This is a genomic window from Haliea sp. E1-2-M8 (assembly GCF_030649675.1).
Lineage (GTDB): Bacteria > Pseudomonadota > Gammaproteobacteria > Pseudomonadales > Halieaceae > Haliea.
The window spans coordinates 153,070-169,942 of sequence record NZ_JAUTDR010000001.1 but is presented as its reverse complement, the minus strand read 5'-3'; the positions used below and the strand labels follow the sequence as shown (position 1 = coordinate 169,942).

Sequence of the window (16,873 nt, the reverse complement as noted above, 5' to 3'; positions counted from 1 at the left end):
CGGCGCAAGCCTGGTCCGGCACTCTTTCAGAACCCCGGCCAGGTGCCGGGGTTTTTTTATGCCTGGCTGTTGGGGAATCCCTGCTGCCGCAGGTACTCCGCCAGAGGCTCAAGTTGCCGGGCATAGTTGCGCCAGCGTTCGCAGGAGCGGGTGTACAGCCCCTCCCGAACCTGGGTGACGCTGGCGGTTCGCACGCGATTGCGAACCCGGGCAAAATCAAGGCAGCCGTCGTTCCAGGGCAGCCCGAGGAAGGCCAGCACCTGGGCCAATTGCTCTCGCGGCGCGGTCACCAGCTGCTCGTACTCCACCAGCAAAATATTGTCCGGAAACACCCTCTGCCAGTGTTCCAGCAGACGCTGTTGCTGCCGGTAGAAATGGCCTGTGTCCAGCAGGTCGTTGGCATAGCGAAAGCCCGGGCCCAGTTGCTGGAAGTAGACCGAAAGACAGTTGTCCAGCGGATTGCGGTGGGTATAGAGCACGCGGGCGCTGGGAAACAGACTCAGGATGAGGCCCAGGTAGAGGAAGTTGTCCGGGCGTTTGTTGGTCACCATCCCCGCCCCCGGGAAGGTGTTGGCCAGGAATTGCCGGTAGCCGTCGCTCAAGGCCAATGACTCCGCGGGTATCGGCCCTGGCAGCTCATTCAGTGGCACCCGGGACGGGAAAAAGTCCAGTTCACCACCGGCAGTAACAGCAGGGTGCGCTGCCAGCATTTGCTCCAGCAAGGTGGAACCGGAGCGGAACATCCCGCAGACAAACACCGGGCTGAACGCGTCGGTATCCGCGGCATCCGGCGGGCGTTCAGCGAAGCGATTCTGCAGCGCGGCGACCAGCTGTTCCTGGCCCGCGCGGTCGTAGGGGCCGACACGCTGGCGGCTGAGCCGATTGCCCTCGGTGTACTGGGCAAATGCCTCGGGATACTGCGCCAGATCATCTCGCAGTTTGCCCAGCGCATAGCGCAACTCCTCCTCGGCAAAGGGGTTGTTGCGCACGTTCGCAAGTGCTCGCTCCAGTTGCCCGGGCAAGGGATCGGCGGGGTCGACCAGGCGTTGACCGTTGGCCAGGCGGGCGAGGGCTGCAGAATCGTGTGGTGATCGTGCCAGAATCCGTTGCAGCAGCATCCGTGCCTGCGCCTGATTGCCCTCCTCCTCCTCGAGTAACGCGAGGTTATACAGCGCGGGATAAAAAGCCGGATCCAGCGCCAGCGACCGGTCCAGCGCCTGCCTGGCCTCGGCGTGGCGCTGCAGATCGGCCAGGATCGGCGCCATGGTGGCCAGCACCTCCTGGGGATCCGAGATTTTTTCCTCGAGGGCGCGTCCGAACTGCGCCAGCGCTTCCTCATTGCGACCGGCACGGCGCAGCACACAGGCATAATTGTAGCGGCTGACAGTTTCTCCCGGATAATCCCGCAGAAACCGCTCATAGCAGGCCAGCGCCTGCTCCCGCTGGCCGCTGTGCTCCAATAGCGTGGCCAGGCGATCCCGATACTGGGGCTCGGCGGGGGCCTGTTGCACCAGATACTGGGCCTGCTTGATCAGATCAGTTGCGGAAGCGATGGGAGTACCTCGGTCTGGTCACTGGATCTGGCAATCTAACGGCGCACCCACTGCCTTTGCAAGACACCGGCCTGGCAAACCTGGCGCGTTAAACCGGTTTGACGCTTACCTTGCATGAGTCCACAATTGTCGTTTGATGGGAGATTTTTATGAAATCATTTCAGCTATTCGCACTGCTTCTTGTCGCCCCGCTGCTCGGCGCCTGTTCTTCCACCCAGGTCGCAGATAATGCCAATCCTGCCGCCGCTGGCGCAACCCAGGTCGCGAGCGCGGAACTCGGCAGCCCCAACGCCATCACCTGCAAGAAAGTGATCAAGACCGGGACCCGCATCGGTACCCGCCTCTGCAAGCCCAACCGCGAGTGGGAGCAGGATGCGCGGACCAGCAAGGAAGCGGTCGAAAACATTCAGCGCGGCAACGTGCACTCCGCGACCATGATTGGCAACTAGCGCTCAGCGACGCTGCATGACCAGGGCCCAGGCTGCCGCCGGGCTGTGGTCATTTACTGTCAGGCTCCGCAGGGGCGAGGCGGCGAATCCCATCGCTTGAACTTCCGCCTGCAGGGCCAGCAGCTGGTCGCGTGGCAGTGCCGCATCGAGCATGGACTGCATGCGTCCCTGGTAGGCGTCAAGTTCCCGGGCCATACCCTCCAGCCAGCCAAGGATTTCAGCCGGGTCGTAGGCTGACATTTTGCGGTACATGTGCGCGATGTCCCGGTACAGCTGCCCCGGCAGGCCGCCCGCCACCGTCGGCCCGGCTTCCCGCAGTATTTCTTCCAACCCCCTCACCGCCGGCGTGAACGCCTGCTCTGCCTGCTTAAACGTCTCGGGGGTGGCCGTGCCGGCGTTCAGGGCAAACCCGGCGGCAAAGGCACTTCGGGCCAGGGCCAGTATGTCCAGCGCCCGGATGGCGTTGACCACATCCCTGTTGCGTTCGCACTCGCGGTAAATGGCCCCCTCAGACACATGCAGCAACAGGGCGAGAGTGCCCCCGGGAGCAACCAGACGCGCGGCTTCGACGATGGCGTCTGCCCCCGCATATTCGACCCCATACTGGCTGGCAACGAGGTCAATGCTGGCATCGGCATAGGGCAGGCGGGCGGCATCAGCCACGACCCGCAAATTGCCGGGGTGGCGACGCTCCAATTCCACCAAGGCATGCAGCGAATAGTCACAGCAATGAACCACCAGTGCCGGGCTGATCTGGCGCACGAATCCGGTGACGGCGCCGTTGCCACAGGCGAGATCGAGGACCCGCAGGTCCGGGTTTCGCGCCAGCTGCGTCTGCAGCAGCTCACGCCAGAATTCGACCAGTAGCGCCTCCTGAACCCCCCCTTCCTTGTGCGCGGCGTTCTCCCGGGTACCTCGCCAGTAGGTGTCCCAGGCGGGTGCAAAGCCTGCTGACCCTGTGCCTGTCATGGTTCACCATAGGCCTTGACGGCCTGCAACATCTTCGCCACCCAGTGCCTCTCCTCCGGTTCCAGCTCCGGCCGCCAGATATCAAACAGCAACACCACCCGCCGCTCCCTGCTGTGGTTCCAGGCTTCGTGCTCCATGCTGTCATCGAACACCAGCAGCTCGCCCTCCCGCCAGGCCCTGTTGTAGTTACCCACCCGCAGCTCACCACAGTTCGGTGGCACTACCAGCGGCAGGTGACAGATCAACCGGCTGTTGACCGCGCCATGATGCGGTTCGATGCGGGTCCCGGGGGCCAGGCGCGAGAACAGTACCGAGGGCATCTGGCCCGGAATCAGGCACAGCGGCACGTGCTCCAGCGCGGCCATGGTGCGTGGGCAGCGGTCCGTCACCGCATCCACCCGGACTCCCTCGCGCCACAGATAGCAGGCGCTCCAGTCCATGCTGTCCAGAGTCCCGCTGGCGTTAAACTTTGGCAAATCCGGGTTGGATTGCAGATAGGGCTCAAACTGGCCCGCGTCCTGCTCAATCGCCAGCAGTTCTTCGCGGATTGCATCGGTCTGGGCCTCGAGCGCTTCCACCCAGGCGAATTCGTCGCGTTCGTAGAAGGCCCGCTGCGGCAGGCCCGGGAAATAAAAGCGGGTGGGCTGCTGCAGCTGAACCGGCCGTTTGCCGCAGGCAATGTCCAGGGACTCGGAAAAGCGCGGCAGTGCACGGCGGTTGAAACCGTCCGCCTCCAGTGTTTCCAGCAGGTAGTTTTCGTAGTGAGCCGCCTGGCGGTCGCAGACATCCTGGGCCCGGCGCAACCCCTGCATTACATCCTGGGGCGCCTGGGGCATGGCGGACGCCACCTGCAGAGCGCCCTGATAGAAACTTACCGCAGTGCGGGTACGCCCCAGCCGGTCGAGATGATCCGCCTTGAACAGCAGCGCCCGGATATTGCGCGGCTCCAGCGCCAGCGCCTGATCCACTGCCGCCAGCGCGGCATCTGACTGCTCCAGATTCACCCGCGCAAATGCCAGCGCCAACCAGGTCGCAGCCGGTACCGGGCCCTCCGCGGCAAGCTGCTCCAGCATGGATGCCGCCGCCTCGGCGTTGCCGCCGCGCAGGGACGCCAACGCTTTTTGCATACGCTCTTCGCGGCTGCTCATCGCGCCTGCTCCCAGGCCAAAACCAGGGTGCGCAGGGGCTGCCGTATACAGCCCGGGGGCATCCGGTGCATCGCTTGTCTCCAGTCAAAACGCCAGCCGGCATGTTACCAGACGGCGGCTTGAGCGTCCTCGCGGCGAAGCCCCTGCACGGGTTAAACTGGCCCCCCCTGCACCGGAGCACTCATGGACACCGTATCCGCCTTCGTTACCCTGCTGTTCGTGATGGACCCGCTGGGCAATATTCCGATCTTTCTCGCTGTGCTTAAAGACGTGGAAGCAAAACGTCGCCAGTGGGTCATTTTTCGCGAGATGCTGATCGCCCTGGGCGTGTTGCTGCTGTTCCTCTATGCGGGCTCCACCATGCTGGAGGTGCTCAACCTGCGCCAGGAATCCATCAGCATTGCCGGCGCTATCATCCTGTTCCTGATCGCCTTGCGCATGATCTTCCCCAACCCCCAGGGCATGCTGGGCGACACCCCCGACGGCGAGCCCTTCATCGTGCCGCTGGCCATCCCCATGGTAGCCGGCCCCTCGGCGCTGGCGATCACCATGCTGCTGGTGCACAAGGATCCGGATCGGATGCTGGACTGGACCCTGGCGGTAGTCGGGGCCTGGGGCGTCTGCGCGGTACTGCTGATGGCCTCGCCCCTGCTACTGCGGGCGCTGGGCGCGCGGGGGTTGATCGCGATGGAGCGGCTGATGGGGATGATCCTGGTGATCATCTCGGTGCAGATGTTCTTTGATGGGGTGCAGAAGTTTCTCAACCTGGCAGCGGTGTAACTGCTCACTGCTCACTGTTCGCGGTTCGCGGTTCGCGGTTCGCGGTGTTTGAAGCCGGCGGCCAGTTCCAGGTGGGGGTTGCCGGACACGCCGTGAACCCGTCCGTGGGGGCTTGGATGAAACATCCATGTTTCATACAGTCCGGCAACCCCCACCCGGAACCGGCCGCCTCTTTTTCTGCCAACGAAAAGCCGTGCACTACGTTTTCGAAACTACTTGGCTGGAAACCTGCAGCACTTGCGATTCCGTGAATGCCGGCTGGAAAGAATCAGGAAGCGCTGACCCCGCACAAAGGCGAGGCTCCGGTGCCCCTGGGGGCCTTCATGGACTGTATGAAACATGGATGTTTCATCCAAGCCTACAGGGACGTATTAACGGCGTGTCCATGAAGACCCCCAGGGGCGCCGGAGCCGAATCTAGAACTGATGTCCAATGACTCCTGAACAGGCACTCACAGCAACTCGCACGGTCACCACCCAAGATACCGGTCAACAACCTTCAGATACCGTTCCCGCAACGCCTGTGACTCGTTGGCCAGCTGATGTCCGGCGCCGTGAACCAGCTCAATCCGCAGTCCCGGAAACAGCTTCCCGTACTGCGGCAGATTGTAGCGCCAGTCCACCGTGGTGTCGGCATCGCCCTGCAGCAGCAGGGCCGGGCCCACGCCGAGATCCTGCAGCGGCAGCGCCGCCAGCCAGCGGCGCAGGGCGCCGACCCAGCTTGTGTGGATACGGTGGGACTGCAGCGGGTCATTGCGGATGAATGCGAGGAAATCGCGATCGGAGGAGTTTTCGGCGAAGCCCCGGGGCACGGTGTCGGCAAAGCGGTGCACCAGGGCGTGTGCAGCGCGGACCTTCCACCAGCCAGCGGGGCGTAACAGGGGAGCCAGCAGCACGGTGCCGGTGAAGGGCCAGGGCGGATGGTGGCGGGCAAATTCGACCAGGGCGGCGCCGCCGGTGCTCTGGGCCATTACCTGCCAGGGCAGGCGGGGCAGGGGCACCGCGGCCAGAACGTCGCGGATGGCGCTGCCGTAATCGCGGAATTCCCCGATGGCGGCGGGGGTACCGGTGGAGAGGCCGTGGCCGGGGAGGTCAAAGGCAACCACGTTGCAGCCCCGCGCCAGGGCGTGGCCAATCAGATGGCCGTAGAGGCCGACGTGGTCCAGGTAGCCGTGCACCAGCAGCAGGTTGTGGCGGGCACCGGGCTGCTGCCAGCAGTGGACGGCCACCCGGTAGTCACCGCTGGATATAGTACCTGTCCCATGGCTTACGCCCGCCTGCTGCCGGGCAAAGTCCAGGCCGTAGAACTCAAGGTATTCCGCCAGGCCCGGTACCGAGCCTGCCTCGCCGAGGGGCGGCAGCGCGTCGCGGAGGGCCTGCAGGCTCTGGCGGTCGGGGCGCGCCACGCAACCAGCGGTGCTAGTTGACCTTCGGCTTCAGCTGGCCGGCGTCGTAGGCTTCCTGCATGGCGATCAGTGAGCGGACCTTGATCCTGTCCGCCTGGCCGGCGCTGCCAAAGGATTCGTAGCGGTCTCTGCAGATGTCCTTCATCGCCACCGTAGTCGCGGCGAGGAACTTGCGCGGATCGAATTCAGCCGGGTTCTGGGCCAGAAAGCGGCGCGCGGCGCCGGTGGAGGCCAGGCGCAGGTCGGTGTCGATATTCACCTTGCGCACCCCGTGACGGATCCCTTCCTGGATCTGCTCCACCGGCACGCCGTAGGTTTCCGGGATGTTGCCGCCGAACTCGTTGATGATGGCGAGCCACTCCTGGGGTACCGAGGAAGAGCCGTGCATCACCAGGTGGGTGTCGGGGATGCGGGCATGGATCTCCTTGATCCGGTCGATGGCGAGGATATCCCCGGTCGGCGGGCGGCTGAACTTGTAGGCCCCGTGACTGGTGCCACAGGCGATGGCGAGGGCATCGACGCCGGTCGCCTTGACGAACGCCGCGGCTTCTTCCGGATCAGTCAGCAGCTGCTCATGGCTCAGGGTCCCCGCCGCACCGCTGCCGTCCTCCTCCCCCGCCTGACCGGTTTCCAGGGAGCCCAGGCAACCCAGCTCCCCCTCGACGGAAACGCCGCAAGCGTGCGCCATTTCCACCACCTGACGGGTAACGCTGGCGTTGTAGTCGTAGTCCATGGGCGTCTTGCCGTCCACACCCAGGGAGCCGTCCATCATCACCGAGCTGAAGCCCAGCTGAATGGAGCGCTGGCACACCGCCGGGGACACCCCGTGATCCTGATGCATGACCACCGGGATGTGCGGGAATTCCTCGATCGCAGCCTGAATCAGGTGGCGCAGAAACGGTGCGCCGGCGTATTTCCGGGCGCCGGCACTGGCCTGCATGATCACCGGAGAATTGGTGGCGTCCGCCGCCTCCATGATGGCCCGGGTCTGTTCCAGATTGTTGACGTTAAAGGCAGGCACGCCATAGCCGTGTTCGGCGGCGTGGTCCAGCAACTGACGCATACTTATAAGAGCCATGGGAAAATCCTCGATGAGTTCCTGGCGGAGACGGCGCCCTCAGACGCCCTCGCCGCGTTGTTGGAGAATGGCGACAGCGGGCAGGGTCTTGCCTTCCACGTATTCCAGAAAGGCCCCGCCTCCGGTCGAGATATAGGAGACCTTGTCGGCAATGCCGTACTTGTCGATTGCCGCCAAAGTGTCACCGCCACCGGCGAGCGAGAACGCCGGGCTGTCGGCAATGGCCCGAGCCAGGGCTTCGGTGCCACCACCGAACTGGTCGAATTCAAATACACCCACCGGGCCGTTCCAGAGGATGGTGCCGGCAGTGGCGAGGACTTCGGCAATGGCGGCGGCGGCCTGGGGGCCGATATCCAGGATCAAGTCGTCCTCGGCTACCGCGTCCGCGGACTTGGTTTCCGCCGTGGCGGTGGCGGAGAACTCCTTCCCCGTAACCACATCCACGGGTACGGGAACACTGGTTCTGGCCATCAATGCCCGGGCCGCCGGGATCAGGTCGTGCTCGCACAGGGATTTGCCCACCGGCTTGCCGCTGGCTGCCAGGAAGGTGTTGGCGATGCCGCCGCCGACCACCAGCTGGTCGACCTTGTCCGCCAGGTTTTCCAGCACTGTCAGCTTGGTGGAGACCTTGGAGCCGCCGACAATCGCGACCAGGGGCCGCGCCGGTTGCGCCAGGGCCTTGTCCAGCGCAGTGAGTTCAGCGGCCAGCAGCGGGCCGGCGCAGGCGACCGGGGCAAAGCGGGCTACCCCGTGGGTGGAAGCCTGGGCACGATGCGCGGTGCCGAAAGCATCCATGACAAAAATGTCGCAGAGCGCTGCGTAGGCCCGGGCCAGGGACTCGTCGTCCTTTTTCTCGCCCGGATTGAAGCGCACGTTTTCCAGCAGCGCGACCTCGCCGTCAGCCAGGTCGACGCCTTCCCGCCACTCCGCCAGCAGGGTCACCGGCTGGCCCAGCAGCTCCGCCAGATGCGTGGCGACCGGCGCCAGAGAAAACTCCTCCGCAAACACGCCCTCTTGCGGTCGCCCCAGGTGGGACATCAGCAGCACTTTGGCGCCCGCCGCGGCCGCCTGGCGAATCGTCGGCAGGGCGGCGCGGATGCGCGCGTCACTGCTGACCACGCCGTCCTGCAGCGGTACGTTGAGGTCCTCGCGGATCAGCAGCCGCTTGCCGGCGAGGTCAAGATCTGTCATCAGTATCATCGGTGCTCTCCAGCGCTGTTGTTCAGTTTACAGGCTGCCCCACCAGGCAGCCACATCCAGCATGCGGTTGGCGTAGGCCCACTCGTTGTCAAACCAGGTCAGCACTTTAACCAGCTGCTCGCCACTGACCCGGGTCTGGCTGGCATCGACGATGCTGGAGCGCGGGTCGTGGTTGAAATCACAGGATGCCAGCGGCTCAATGGTAAAGCCAAGCACACCGTGATAGCGGGCCGCGGCAGCCTCGCGCAGGATCCGGTTCACCGCCTGCTCACTGGTGGGCTGGCTTACCTGCACGGTGAGGTCCATGGCGGACACGTTCAGGGTCGGCACCCGCAGGGCCTGGGCGGTAAAGCGCCCTCCAAGTGCCGGCAGGATGCGTTCGATGCCCTTGGCCAGGGCGGTATCCACCGGAATGATGGACTGGGCCGCGGCCCGGGTCTTGCGCAGATCCGTGTGGTGATAGGCGTCCAGCACGGGCTGGTCGTTCATCGCCGAGTGGATGGTGGTGATGGTGCCGCTGACAATGCCCAGGGCGTCGTCGAGCGCGTGGATGACCGGCACAATGCCATTGGTGGTGCAGGAGGCGGCCGACACAATCTGGTGCTCCGCGCGCAGGGCATCGTGGTTGATGCCGTAGACCACGGTGGCATCCACATCGCCCTGGGCCGGCTGCGAGAACAGCACCTTGCCGGCCCCGCCACGCAGGTGCAGCTCGGCGGTGGCGCGGTCGCTGAAGGCGCCGGTGCACTCCAGCACCATATCGACTCCGAGGTCGGCCCAGGGCAGTTTCGCCACCTCTGGCTGGCTGAGCAGGGCTATGCGGTCGCCCGCCACCCGTATTTCACCGACATCGCCTTCCAGAGGCAGGCCGAAGCGCCCATGGGTGCTGTCGTAGCGGGTCAGGTGCAGGACCGTGCGCGCGTCCGCCAGCTCGTTGATGGCGACGACCTGCAACCGGTCTCGCAACGAGCCCTCGTACAGCGCACGCAGGATGCTGCGCCCGATGCGGCCATAACCGTTGATGGCGAGGCGCAGCACGGCCTTACTCCTCGAGCAGAATCTCTTCCGCCACTGCCACCACGTTGTCGACGGTGAAGCCGAAGTGCGGCATCAGGTCAGCCGCGGGCGCGGACTCGCCGAAGGTGGTCATACCCACCACGCGGCCGTCGAGGCCGACGAACTTGTACCAGTAATCCGTGTGCCCGGCTTCCACCGCTACCCGGGCCAGCACGTCGCTGGGCAGGACCTGTTCGCGGTAACCGGCATCCTGCTCCATGAACAGCTCGGCGCAGGGCATGGAGACCACCCGCACCTGCTTGCCCGCGGCGGCCAGGCTCGCCGCGGCGTCCACCGCCAGCTGCACTTCCGAGCCGGTGGCAATCAGGATCAGCTGCGGATGGCGGGCGCAATCGACCAGGGTGTAGGCACCGCGGGCAATCGCGGCCACCTGCTCCGGCTCGCGGGGCTGGTGGGCGAGGTTCTGGCGCGAAAAAACCAGCGCAGTCGGGCCCTTGCGGCGCTCCAGCGCGGCTTTCCAGGACACCGCGGATTCGACGGTATCACAGGGGCGCCAGGTGTGCAGATTGGGCGTCGTGCGCAGTGAGGTCAGTTGCTCCACCGGCTGGTGGGTGGGGCCATCTTCGCCGAGACCAATGGAATCGTGGGTGTAGACCAGAATCGAGCGCAGCTTCATCAGCGCCGCCATCCGCACCGCATTGCGGGCGTACTCCATGAACATCAGGAACGTGGCGCCGTACGGAACAAAGCCGCCGTGCAGGGCGATACCGTTCATGATGGCGGTCATGCCGAATTCGCGCACACCGTAGTAGACGTAGTTGCCCTTGGCGTCGGCAGCGCTGACTCCCTTGGAGTCGCTCCACAGGGTCAGGTTGGAACCGGCCAGGTCGGCGGAGCCGCCCAGCAGTTCCGGCAGCAGCGGCCCGAAGGCGTTGAGACAGTTCTGGGAGGCTTTGCGGGAGGCAATGGTCTGGCCGTCGGCCTGGCACTGTTCCACCCAGGCCTGGGCCTGCGCGGAAAAATCCTCCGGCAGATCACCGGCCAGGCGCCGCCGCAGTTCGGCGGCCAGGCCCGGATGGGCGCTGGCATAGGCGGCCATGGCCTCTTCCCACTGCTGCTCGCGGGTGGCGCCGGCCGGGCGCGCATCCCAGCCGCCGTAGATATCTTCCGGAATCTCGAAGGGTGCGTACCGCCAGCCCAGGGCCTCCCGGGTAGCGGCAATCTCCTCCGCACCCAGCGGCGCCCCGTGGCAGGACTCGGAGCCCTGCTTGTTGGGTGCGCCTTTGCCAATGAGGGTTTTGCAGCAGATCAGGGTCGGCTTGCTGCCTTCCGCGCGAGCGGTCTCGATAGCCTGGCGGATCTCCACCGGATCGTGGCCATCGACGCTGGAGATAACCTGCCAGCCATAGGCGCGGAAGCGGGCGGGCGTGTCGTCAGTAAACCAGCCCTCCACTTCGCCATCAATGGAAATACCGTTGTCGTCGTAGAACGCGATCAGTTTGCCCAGGCCGAGGGTACCCGCCAGCGAGCTGGCCTCGTGGGAAATCCCCTCCATCAGGCACCCATCGCCGACGAAAACGTAGGTGTAGTGATCAATAACATCGTGCCCGGGACGATTGAACTGGGCCGCCAGCACCCGCTCCGACAGTGCCATGCCCACGGCATTGGCGAGGCCCTGGCCCAGCGGGCCGGTGGTGGTCTCGACGCCGGGCGCGTAGCCGTATTCCGGGTGGCCGGGAGTCAGGCTGTGCAACTGGCGGAAATTCTGCAGTTCCTGCATCGGCAGGTCGTACCCGCTCAAGTGCAGCAGGGAGTAGATCAACATGGAACCGTGGCCGTTGGAGAGCACGAAACGGTCGCGGTTGGGCCAGTGCGGGTTGGCCGGGTTGTGTTGCAGGTAATCGTTCCACAGTACTTCGGCGATATCAGCCATGCCCATGGGCGCGCCGGGGTGACCGCTATTGGCGCGCTGGACGGCATCCATACTCAGGGCGCGGATCGCATTGGCAAGTTCGTTACGGGCTGGCATCGGCAACTCCATGGGGGCAAACGTTCGGGGACTTTCAGCAGAAGGGGCGCCATTTTCGCGTAAGCAGGGGCCAACGGCAAACAAATCGCCAAACATTTGCCGGACACCGCGTCCCCTCTTCCCCGCGACAGCATCTATATCAAAATATTTTGATATAGATTGCAATGCCTGCTAGACTTCCGCGCCATGTTAGTTGCCACCAGCCCACAACCCGCAGCCGGCGCCTGTCCGGACTCGCGCCTGGAAGCGCTCGCCAGCCTGTGCAAGGCCAGTGCGGACCCCCTGCGCCTGCAAATACTGCGGGTGCTGCGCAAGGACTCGTTCGGCGTCTCCGAGCTGTGCACCCTGTTCGATATGCGCCAACCTGCTCTCAGCCACCACCTGAAAGTCCTTGCCGGCGCCGGGCTGGTCGCTACCCGCCGGGAGGGCAACTCCATTTTCTACCGGCGCGCCGAGTTGGGGCAGCAACCGGGCCTGGATGCCGTGCAGCAGCAGATATTCGATACGCTCGATGCGCTGCCCCTGCCTGACAACCTGGCACAGCGCCTGGCCACGGTGCAGGAGCAGCGGGAGGCCAATTCCCGACACTTCTTCCGCGACAACGCCCACAAATTCCGCCAGCAGCAGGACCTGATCGCCAGTTACGAGCAGTACGCCGACACGGTGGCCCAGATTCTGCGGGACGCCCCCCTCGCGCGGCTGGACACCGCCCTGGAAGTTGGTCCCGGCGACGGCAGCTTTCTCGCCGAACTGAGCCCCCGGTTCCGGCGAGTCGTCGCCCTGGACAATGCCGCGGCGATGCTGGAACGCGCCAGGTCCTCCGCTGCCAGGGCGCGGCTGGGCAATGTCGAGTTCATCCACGGCGATACCAGCCACACCGGCCTCGCCGGGCTCCAGGCCGACTGCGTGGTGCTCAACATGGTCCTGCACCACACACCCAGCCCGCAGCAGATCCTGCGCGACGTTGCCGACTGCCTGGCGCCGGATGGCGTCGTGCTGGTCACCGACCTGTGCCGCCACGATCAGGCCTGGGCACGGGAGAACTGCGGTGACCTGTGGCTGGGGTTCGCCCCGGAAGAGCTGGCGGACTGGGCCCATGAAGCGGGCCTCGCAGACATTGCCAGCGTCTACCTGGCCCAGCGCAACGGTTTTCAGATTCAGGTGCGCCTTTTCGGCCACCCACACACAGCAACAAGGAACGCGGTATGAGCGAGTACGCCATTTTCACTTCTGAATCGGTCTCCGAGGGACATCCGGACAAGATGGCCGACCAGATTTCCGATGCCATCCTGGACCAGATCCTGAAAGATGACCGGGATGCCCGCGTCGCCGTGGAAACCCTGGTGAAGACCGGCATGGTCGTGATCGCAGGGGAGGTAACCACCAACACCTATGTCGATCTCGAGGACGTAGTCCGCAATGTGGTGCTGGATATAGGCTACAACAGCTCCGAAGTGGGGTTCGACGGCGCCTCCTGTGCCGTACTCAACGCCATCGGCAAGCAGAGCGCCGATATCGCCCGGGGAGTGGACGAGAGCGCGGAAAAGGAACAGGGTGCCGGCGACCAGGGCCTGATGTTCGGCTACGCCACCAATGAAACCGACACCCTGATGCCCGCGCCCATCTATTACGCCCACCGGCTGGTTGAGCGCCAGGCTGAACTGCGCAAGCACGGCACCCTGCCCTGGCTGCGACCCGACGCCAAGAGCCAGATTACCCTGCGCTACGACAATGGCGTCCCGATCGGGGTCGACGCGGTCGTGCTCTCTACCCAGCACGACGAAAACATCAGCCAGGCCGATATTCATCTGGCGGTAATGGACCTGATCATCAAGGACGTTCTGCCCGAAGCCTGGCTGGGGCCGGATACCCGCTATCACATCAACCCCACCGGCCAGTTCATCATCGGCGGCCCGGTCGGTGACTGCGGCCTCACCGGACGCAAGATCATCGTCGACACCTACGGCGGCATGGCCCGCCACGGCGGCGGCGCGTTCTCCGGCAAGGACCCGTCCAAGGTCGACCGCTCCGCCGCCTACGCCGGCCGCTACGTGGCCAAGAATATCGTCGCCGCCGGCCTCGCCGACCGCTGCGAGATCCAGATCTCCTACGCCATCGGCGTCGCCGAGCCCACCTCGATCTCGCTCAACACCTTCGGCACCGGCAAGCTGTCCGACGCCACCATCGTCAAGCTGGTGCGGGAGCATTTTGACCTGCGACCCAAGGGTATCGTCGAGATGCTGGATCTGAAGCGGCCGATTTACCGTAAAACTGCGGCGTATGGGCATTTTGGGCGGGAAGACGCGGACTTTACCTGGGAGAAGACGGACAAGGCGGAGGTTTTGCGGGCGGCTATGTGAATCGGTCGGTACCGGGACTTCAGGGTGCCTACTTGGTGGGGCAGTGGGACTCCGTGGCATCGGCTCGCTGTGGTAGTTGGGGGTTTCGGGACACGCCGTAAACCCATCCATGGGGGCTTGTGTTCGACATCCATGTCTCACACAGTCCCGAAACCCCCAACTACCACACCGAGCCTGACTTGGGTGCCGCCCAGACTTTGCGTCACCCACTGGGTCATCCGCGGTCACATACCACTGCGCCACATCGGCGGGCAGCGAAGCGTCCCCGCCGCCCGCCGGGACTTGCGCACTTCGCCGCCCCAGCCGGCAGCGAAGCGTCCCGGCGACCAGGCCGAGGAGCTGGCGCCTCAACCAGGCCCCGATTGCCGGCCGGTTGGGGCGAACGTAAAGGGCGCCGAGCGGAGGGGGCTGCGCAGGGTCTGGAGGCACATGGATGTGCCGGAAAGCCCCGCCGCGCAGGACGCGCGTCGGGGCGGGGCCCGGAGCAGGCGCCGGAGCGAGGGCAGCCGCAGGCCGCCCGCCCCGGTCGCCCCGGCCGGCCGGCAATCGGGGCCGCGCTACGAAGCACCAACCACGGACACGAACACGGAATACGGAACACAAAGCAGTATTAATCGAAAATTGAATCAACCAGCAGGAAGGATATGACCATGAGCACAGCCAAGAAACTCGACACCAAGGCGGACTACAAAGTCGCCGACATCAGCCTCGCCGACTGGGGCCGCCGCGAACTGGACATTGCCGAAACCGAAATGCCGGCGCTAATGGCCATGCGTGAGAAATACCGCACCAGCCAGCCCCTGGCCGGCGCCAGGATCCTCGGCTGCATCCACATGACCATCCAGACCGGCGTGTTGATCGAGACCCTGATCGAACTGGGCGCGGAAGTGCGCTGGTCCTCCTGCAACATCTTCTCCACCCAGGACCACGCCGCCGCCGCCATCGCCGCCGCCGGCATCCCGGTATTCGCCTGGAAGGGCGAGACCGAGGAAGAATACGAGTGGTGCCTGGAACAGACCGTTCTCAAGGACGGCAAGCCCTGGGACGCGAACATGGTGCTGGATGACGGCGGCGACCTGACCGCCCTGCTGCACCAGCAGTACCCGGCGGTGCTGGACCACGTTCACGGTGTCACCGAGGAGACCACCACCGGCGTACACCGGCTGCAGGAAATGCTGGCCCGGGGCGAGCTGAAGATTCCGGCGGTGAACGTGAACGACTCCATCACCAAGTCCAAGAACGACAACAAGTACGGCTGCCGGCACAGCCTCAACGACGCCATCAAGCGCGGTACCGACCACCTGCTGGCGGGCAAGAAGGCGCTGGTGATCGGCTACGGCGACGTCGGCAAGGGCTCCGCCCAGTCCCTGCGCCAGGAAGGCATGATCGTGCGCATTGCCGAGGTGGACCCGATCTGTGCCATGCAGGCCTGCATGGACGGCTACGAGGTGGTGTCACCCTTCATCGACGGCATCAACAGCGGCGCCCCGGACTGCATCAACCGCGAGCTGTTGGGCAGCGTCGACCTGCTGGTGACCAGCACCGGCAACTTCAACGTCTGTGACGAGAACATGCTGCGAGCCCTTAAGTGCAACGCCGTGGTCTGCAATATCGGCCACTTCGACAACGAGATCGACACCGCCTTCATGCGCCGCACCTGGCAGTGGGAGGAGGTGAAGCCGCAGGTGCACAAGGTCTACCGCGACGAAGCCCGCAGCGACTACCTGATCCTGCTGTCCGAAGGGCGCCTGGTAAACCTGGGCAATGCCACCGGCCACCCCTCGCGCATCATGGACGGCTCCTTCGCCAACCAGGTGCTGGCACAGATCTATCTGTACGAGCGCCGCTTCGCCAATCTGGAGTCCGATATGAAACCGGCGGCCCTGAAGGTCGAAGTACTGCCGAAGAAACTGGACGAGGAAGTGGCCGCGCACATGGTGGCTGGCTTCGGCGGTGTGATGACCCGCCTGACCAAGTCCCAGGCCGAGTACATCAACGTCAGGGTCGAAGGCCCCTTCAAGCCCGACAGCTACAAGTACTAGGAGTGACATGAGCACCATCAGCTTCGAGTACTTTCCGCCCAAGACCGCCGAAGGGCGGGCCGCACTGCTGGAGAAGACCACACCTGCGCTGCAGGCGCTGGATCCAGCCTTCTTCTCGGTCACCTACGGCGCCGGCGGCTCAACCCGCGACAGCACCCTGGGTATCGTGGAAGCGCTGTGCGCCCAGGGCATTGATGTCGCGCCACACCTGAGCTTCGGTGCCGATGACCGCGACACCATTGCCGCGCTGCTACAGCGCTATCGTGACATGGGGGTGCGGCGGCTGGTGGCCCTGCGCGGCGACCTGCCGTCGGGGATGGGTAGCGCCGGCCAGCTGGTGTACGCCAGCGAGCTGGTGGCCTTCGTCCGGGAGCAGACCGGTGCGCACTTCCATATTGAAGTGGCCGCCTACCCGGAAATCCATCCCCAGGCCGACAGCTATGACAGCGACCTGAAATTCCTCAAGCGGAAGCTGGATGCCGGCGCCGACAGCGCCATCACCCAGTACTTCTACAACGTGGAGTCCTATTTCTACTTCCTCGATCAGTGCGCGGCGATCGGTATCGACAAGCCCATCGTTGCCGGCATCATGCCGATCACCAACTTCACCAACCTGGCGCGGTTTTCGCGCAATTGCGGCGCCGAGATTCCGCGCTGGATCTGCCAGCGCATAGAAGGCTACGGCGATGACCAGGAGAGCATCCGCCAGTTCGGCATCGAAGTGGTCACCCAGCTATGCCAGACCCTGCTGGACAGCGGCGCTCCCGGGCTGCACTTCTATACCATGAACCAGATCGAGCCGACCCGGCAAATCCGCAACAACCTGGGGCTCTGAAGGCGGAC

Annotated in this window: 14 protein-coding genes; 6 read left to right on the top strand and 8 right to left on the bottom strand. The window is 64.8% G+C overall.

Annotated elements, in window-relative coordinates:
- Positions 1-56: 56 nt before the first annotated feature.
- Entirely contained in the window at positions 57-1,511 is a 1,455-nt protein-coding gene (locus Q6D67_RS00775) for a sulfotransferase family protein (protein ID WP_304703606.1), read from the bottom strand.
- Between the two features lie 191 nt (positions 1,512-1,702).
- Between Q6D67_RS00775 and Q6D67_RS00770 the strand changes: the two genes are divergently transcribed.
- Positions 1,703-2,002 carry a hypothetical protein gene (locus tag Q6D67_RS00770; RefSeq protein WP_304703605.1) on the top strand — a complete coding sequence of 100 codons (300 nt, stop codon included), beginning with the start codon at positions 1,703-1,705 and terminating at the stop codon, positions 2,000-2,002.
- Between the two features lie 3 nt (positions 2,003-2,005).
- Here Q6D67_RS00770 and Q6D67_RS00765 read toward each other — a convergent pair whose 3' ends face one another.
- Positions 2,006-2,971 (bottom strand): class I SAM-dependent methyltransferase, encoded by a 966-nt coding sequence (locus tag Q6D67_RS00765; RefSeq protein WP_304703604.1) that lies wholly within the window; start codon positions 2,969-2,971, stop codon positions 2,006-2,008.
- On the bottom strand, positions 2,968-4,119 hold the full coding sequence (locus Q6D67_RS00760) for an aspartyl/asparaginyl beta-hydroxylase domain-containing protein (RefSeq protein ID WP_304703603.1): 1,152 nt from the start codon (positions 4,117-4,119) through the stop codon (positions 2,968-2,970). Before Q6D67_RS00760 ends, Q6D67_RS00765 begins: the two co-directional genes overlap by 4 nt.
- A gap of 183 nt (positions 4,120-4,302) precedes the next feature.
- Here Q6D67_RS00760 and Q6D67_RS00755 point away from each other — a divergent pair, with 183 nt between their 5' ends.
- Positions 4,303-4,899, top strand: coding sequence for a YhgN family NAAT transporter (locus Q6D67_RS00755; protein ID WP_304703602.1), 597 nt, complete (start codon positions 4,303-4,305; stop codon positions 4,897-4,899).
- Between the two features lie 469 nt (positions 4,900-5,368).
- On the opposite strand, the gene Q6D67_RS00750 is transcribed toward Q6D67_RS00755, so the two are convergent.
- From Q6D67_RS00750 to tkt, 5 genes are read right to left on the bottom strand one after another with little or no spacing between them, the layout of a single operon-like run.
- Positions 5,369-6,304, bottom strand: a complete 936-nt coding sequence (locus Q6D67_RS00750; RefSeq protein ID WP_304703601.1) for an alpha/beta hydrolase — start codon at positions 6,302-6,304, stop codon at positions 5,369-5,371.
- A gap of 13 nt (positions 6,305-6,317) precedes the next feature.
- Complete coding sequence (gene fba / locus Q6D67_RS00745; RefSeq protein ID WP_304703600.1) at positions 6,318-7,382, bottom strand: class II fructose-bisphosphate aldolase; 1,065 nt, start codon at positions 7,380-7,382, stop codon at positions 6,318-6,320.
- Positions 7,383-7,421: 39 nt separating this feature from the next.
- Positions 7,422-8,573 carry a phosphoglycerate kinase gene (locus tag Q6D67_RS00740; RefSeq protein WP_370551906.1) on the bottom strand — a complete coding sequence of 384 codons (1,152 nt, stop codon included), beginning with the start codon at positions 8,571-8,573 and terminating at the stop codon, positions 7,422-7,424.
- A 36-nt stretch (positions 8,574-8,609) separates the two neighbouring features.
- Positions 8,610-9,620 (bottom strand): glyceraldehyde 3-phosphate dehydrogenase NAD-binding domain-containing protein, encoded by a 1,011-nt coding sequence (locus tag Q6D67_RS00735; RefSeq protein WP_304703598.1) that lies wholly within the window; start codon positions 9,618-9,620, stop codon positions 8,610-8,612.
- Positions 9,621-9,624: 4 nt separating this feature from the next.
- Complete coding sequence (tkt, locus tag Q6D67_RS00730) at positions 9,625-11,628, bottom strand: transketolase (protein WP_304703597.1); 2,004 nt, start codon at positions 11,626-11,628, stop codon at positions 9,625-9,627.
- 186 nt (positions 11,629-11,814) lie between these two features.
- On the opposite strand from tkt, the gene Q6D67_RS00725 reads away from it, so the two are divergent.
- From Q6D67_RS00725 to metF, 4 genes are all read left to right on the top strand, one after another.
- On the top strand, positions 11,815-12,837 hold the full coding sequence (locus Q6D67_RS00725; protein ID WP_304703596.1) for a metalloregulator ArsR/SmtB family transcription factor: 1,023 nt from the start codon (positions 11,815-11,817) through the stop codon (positions 12,835-12,837).
- Positions 12,834-13,988, top strand: a complete 1,155-nt coding sequence (metK, locus tag Q6D67_RS00720; RefSeq protein WP_304703595.1) for a methionine adenosyltransferase — start codon at positions 12,834-12,836, stop codon at positions 13,986-13,988. The genes Q6D67_RS00725 and metK overlap by 4 nt, the downstream gene beginning before the upstream one ends.
- A gap of 650 nt (positions 13,989-14,638) precedes the next feature.
- Positions 14,639-16,030, top strand: a complete 1,392-nt coding sequence (gene ahcY / locus Q6D67_RS00715; protein WP_304703594.1) for an adenosylhomocysteinase — start codon at positions 14,639-14,641, stop codon at positions 16,028-16,030.
- A 7-nt stretch (positions 16,031-16,037) separates the two neighbouring features.
- The gene (gene metF / locus Q6D67_RS00710) at positions 16,038-16,865 is read left to right on the top strand and encodes a methylenetetrahydrofolate reductase [NAD(P)H] (RefSeq protein WP_304703593.1); all 828 of its coding nucleotides are present in this window, start codon (positions 16,038-16,040) and stop codon (positions 16,863-16,865) included.
- Positions 16,866-16,873: the final 8 nt, after the last annotated feature.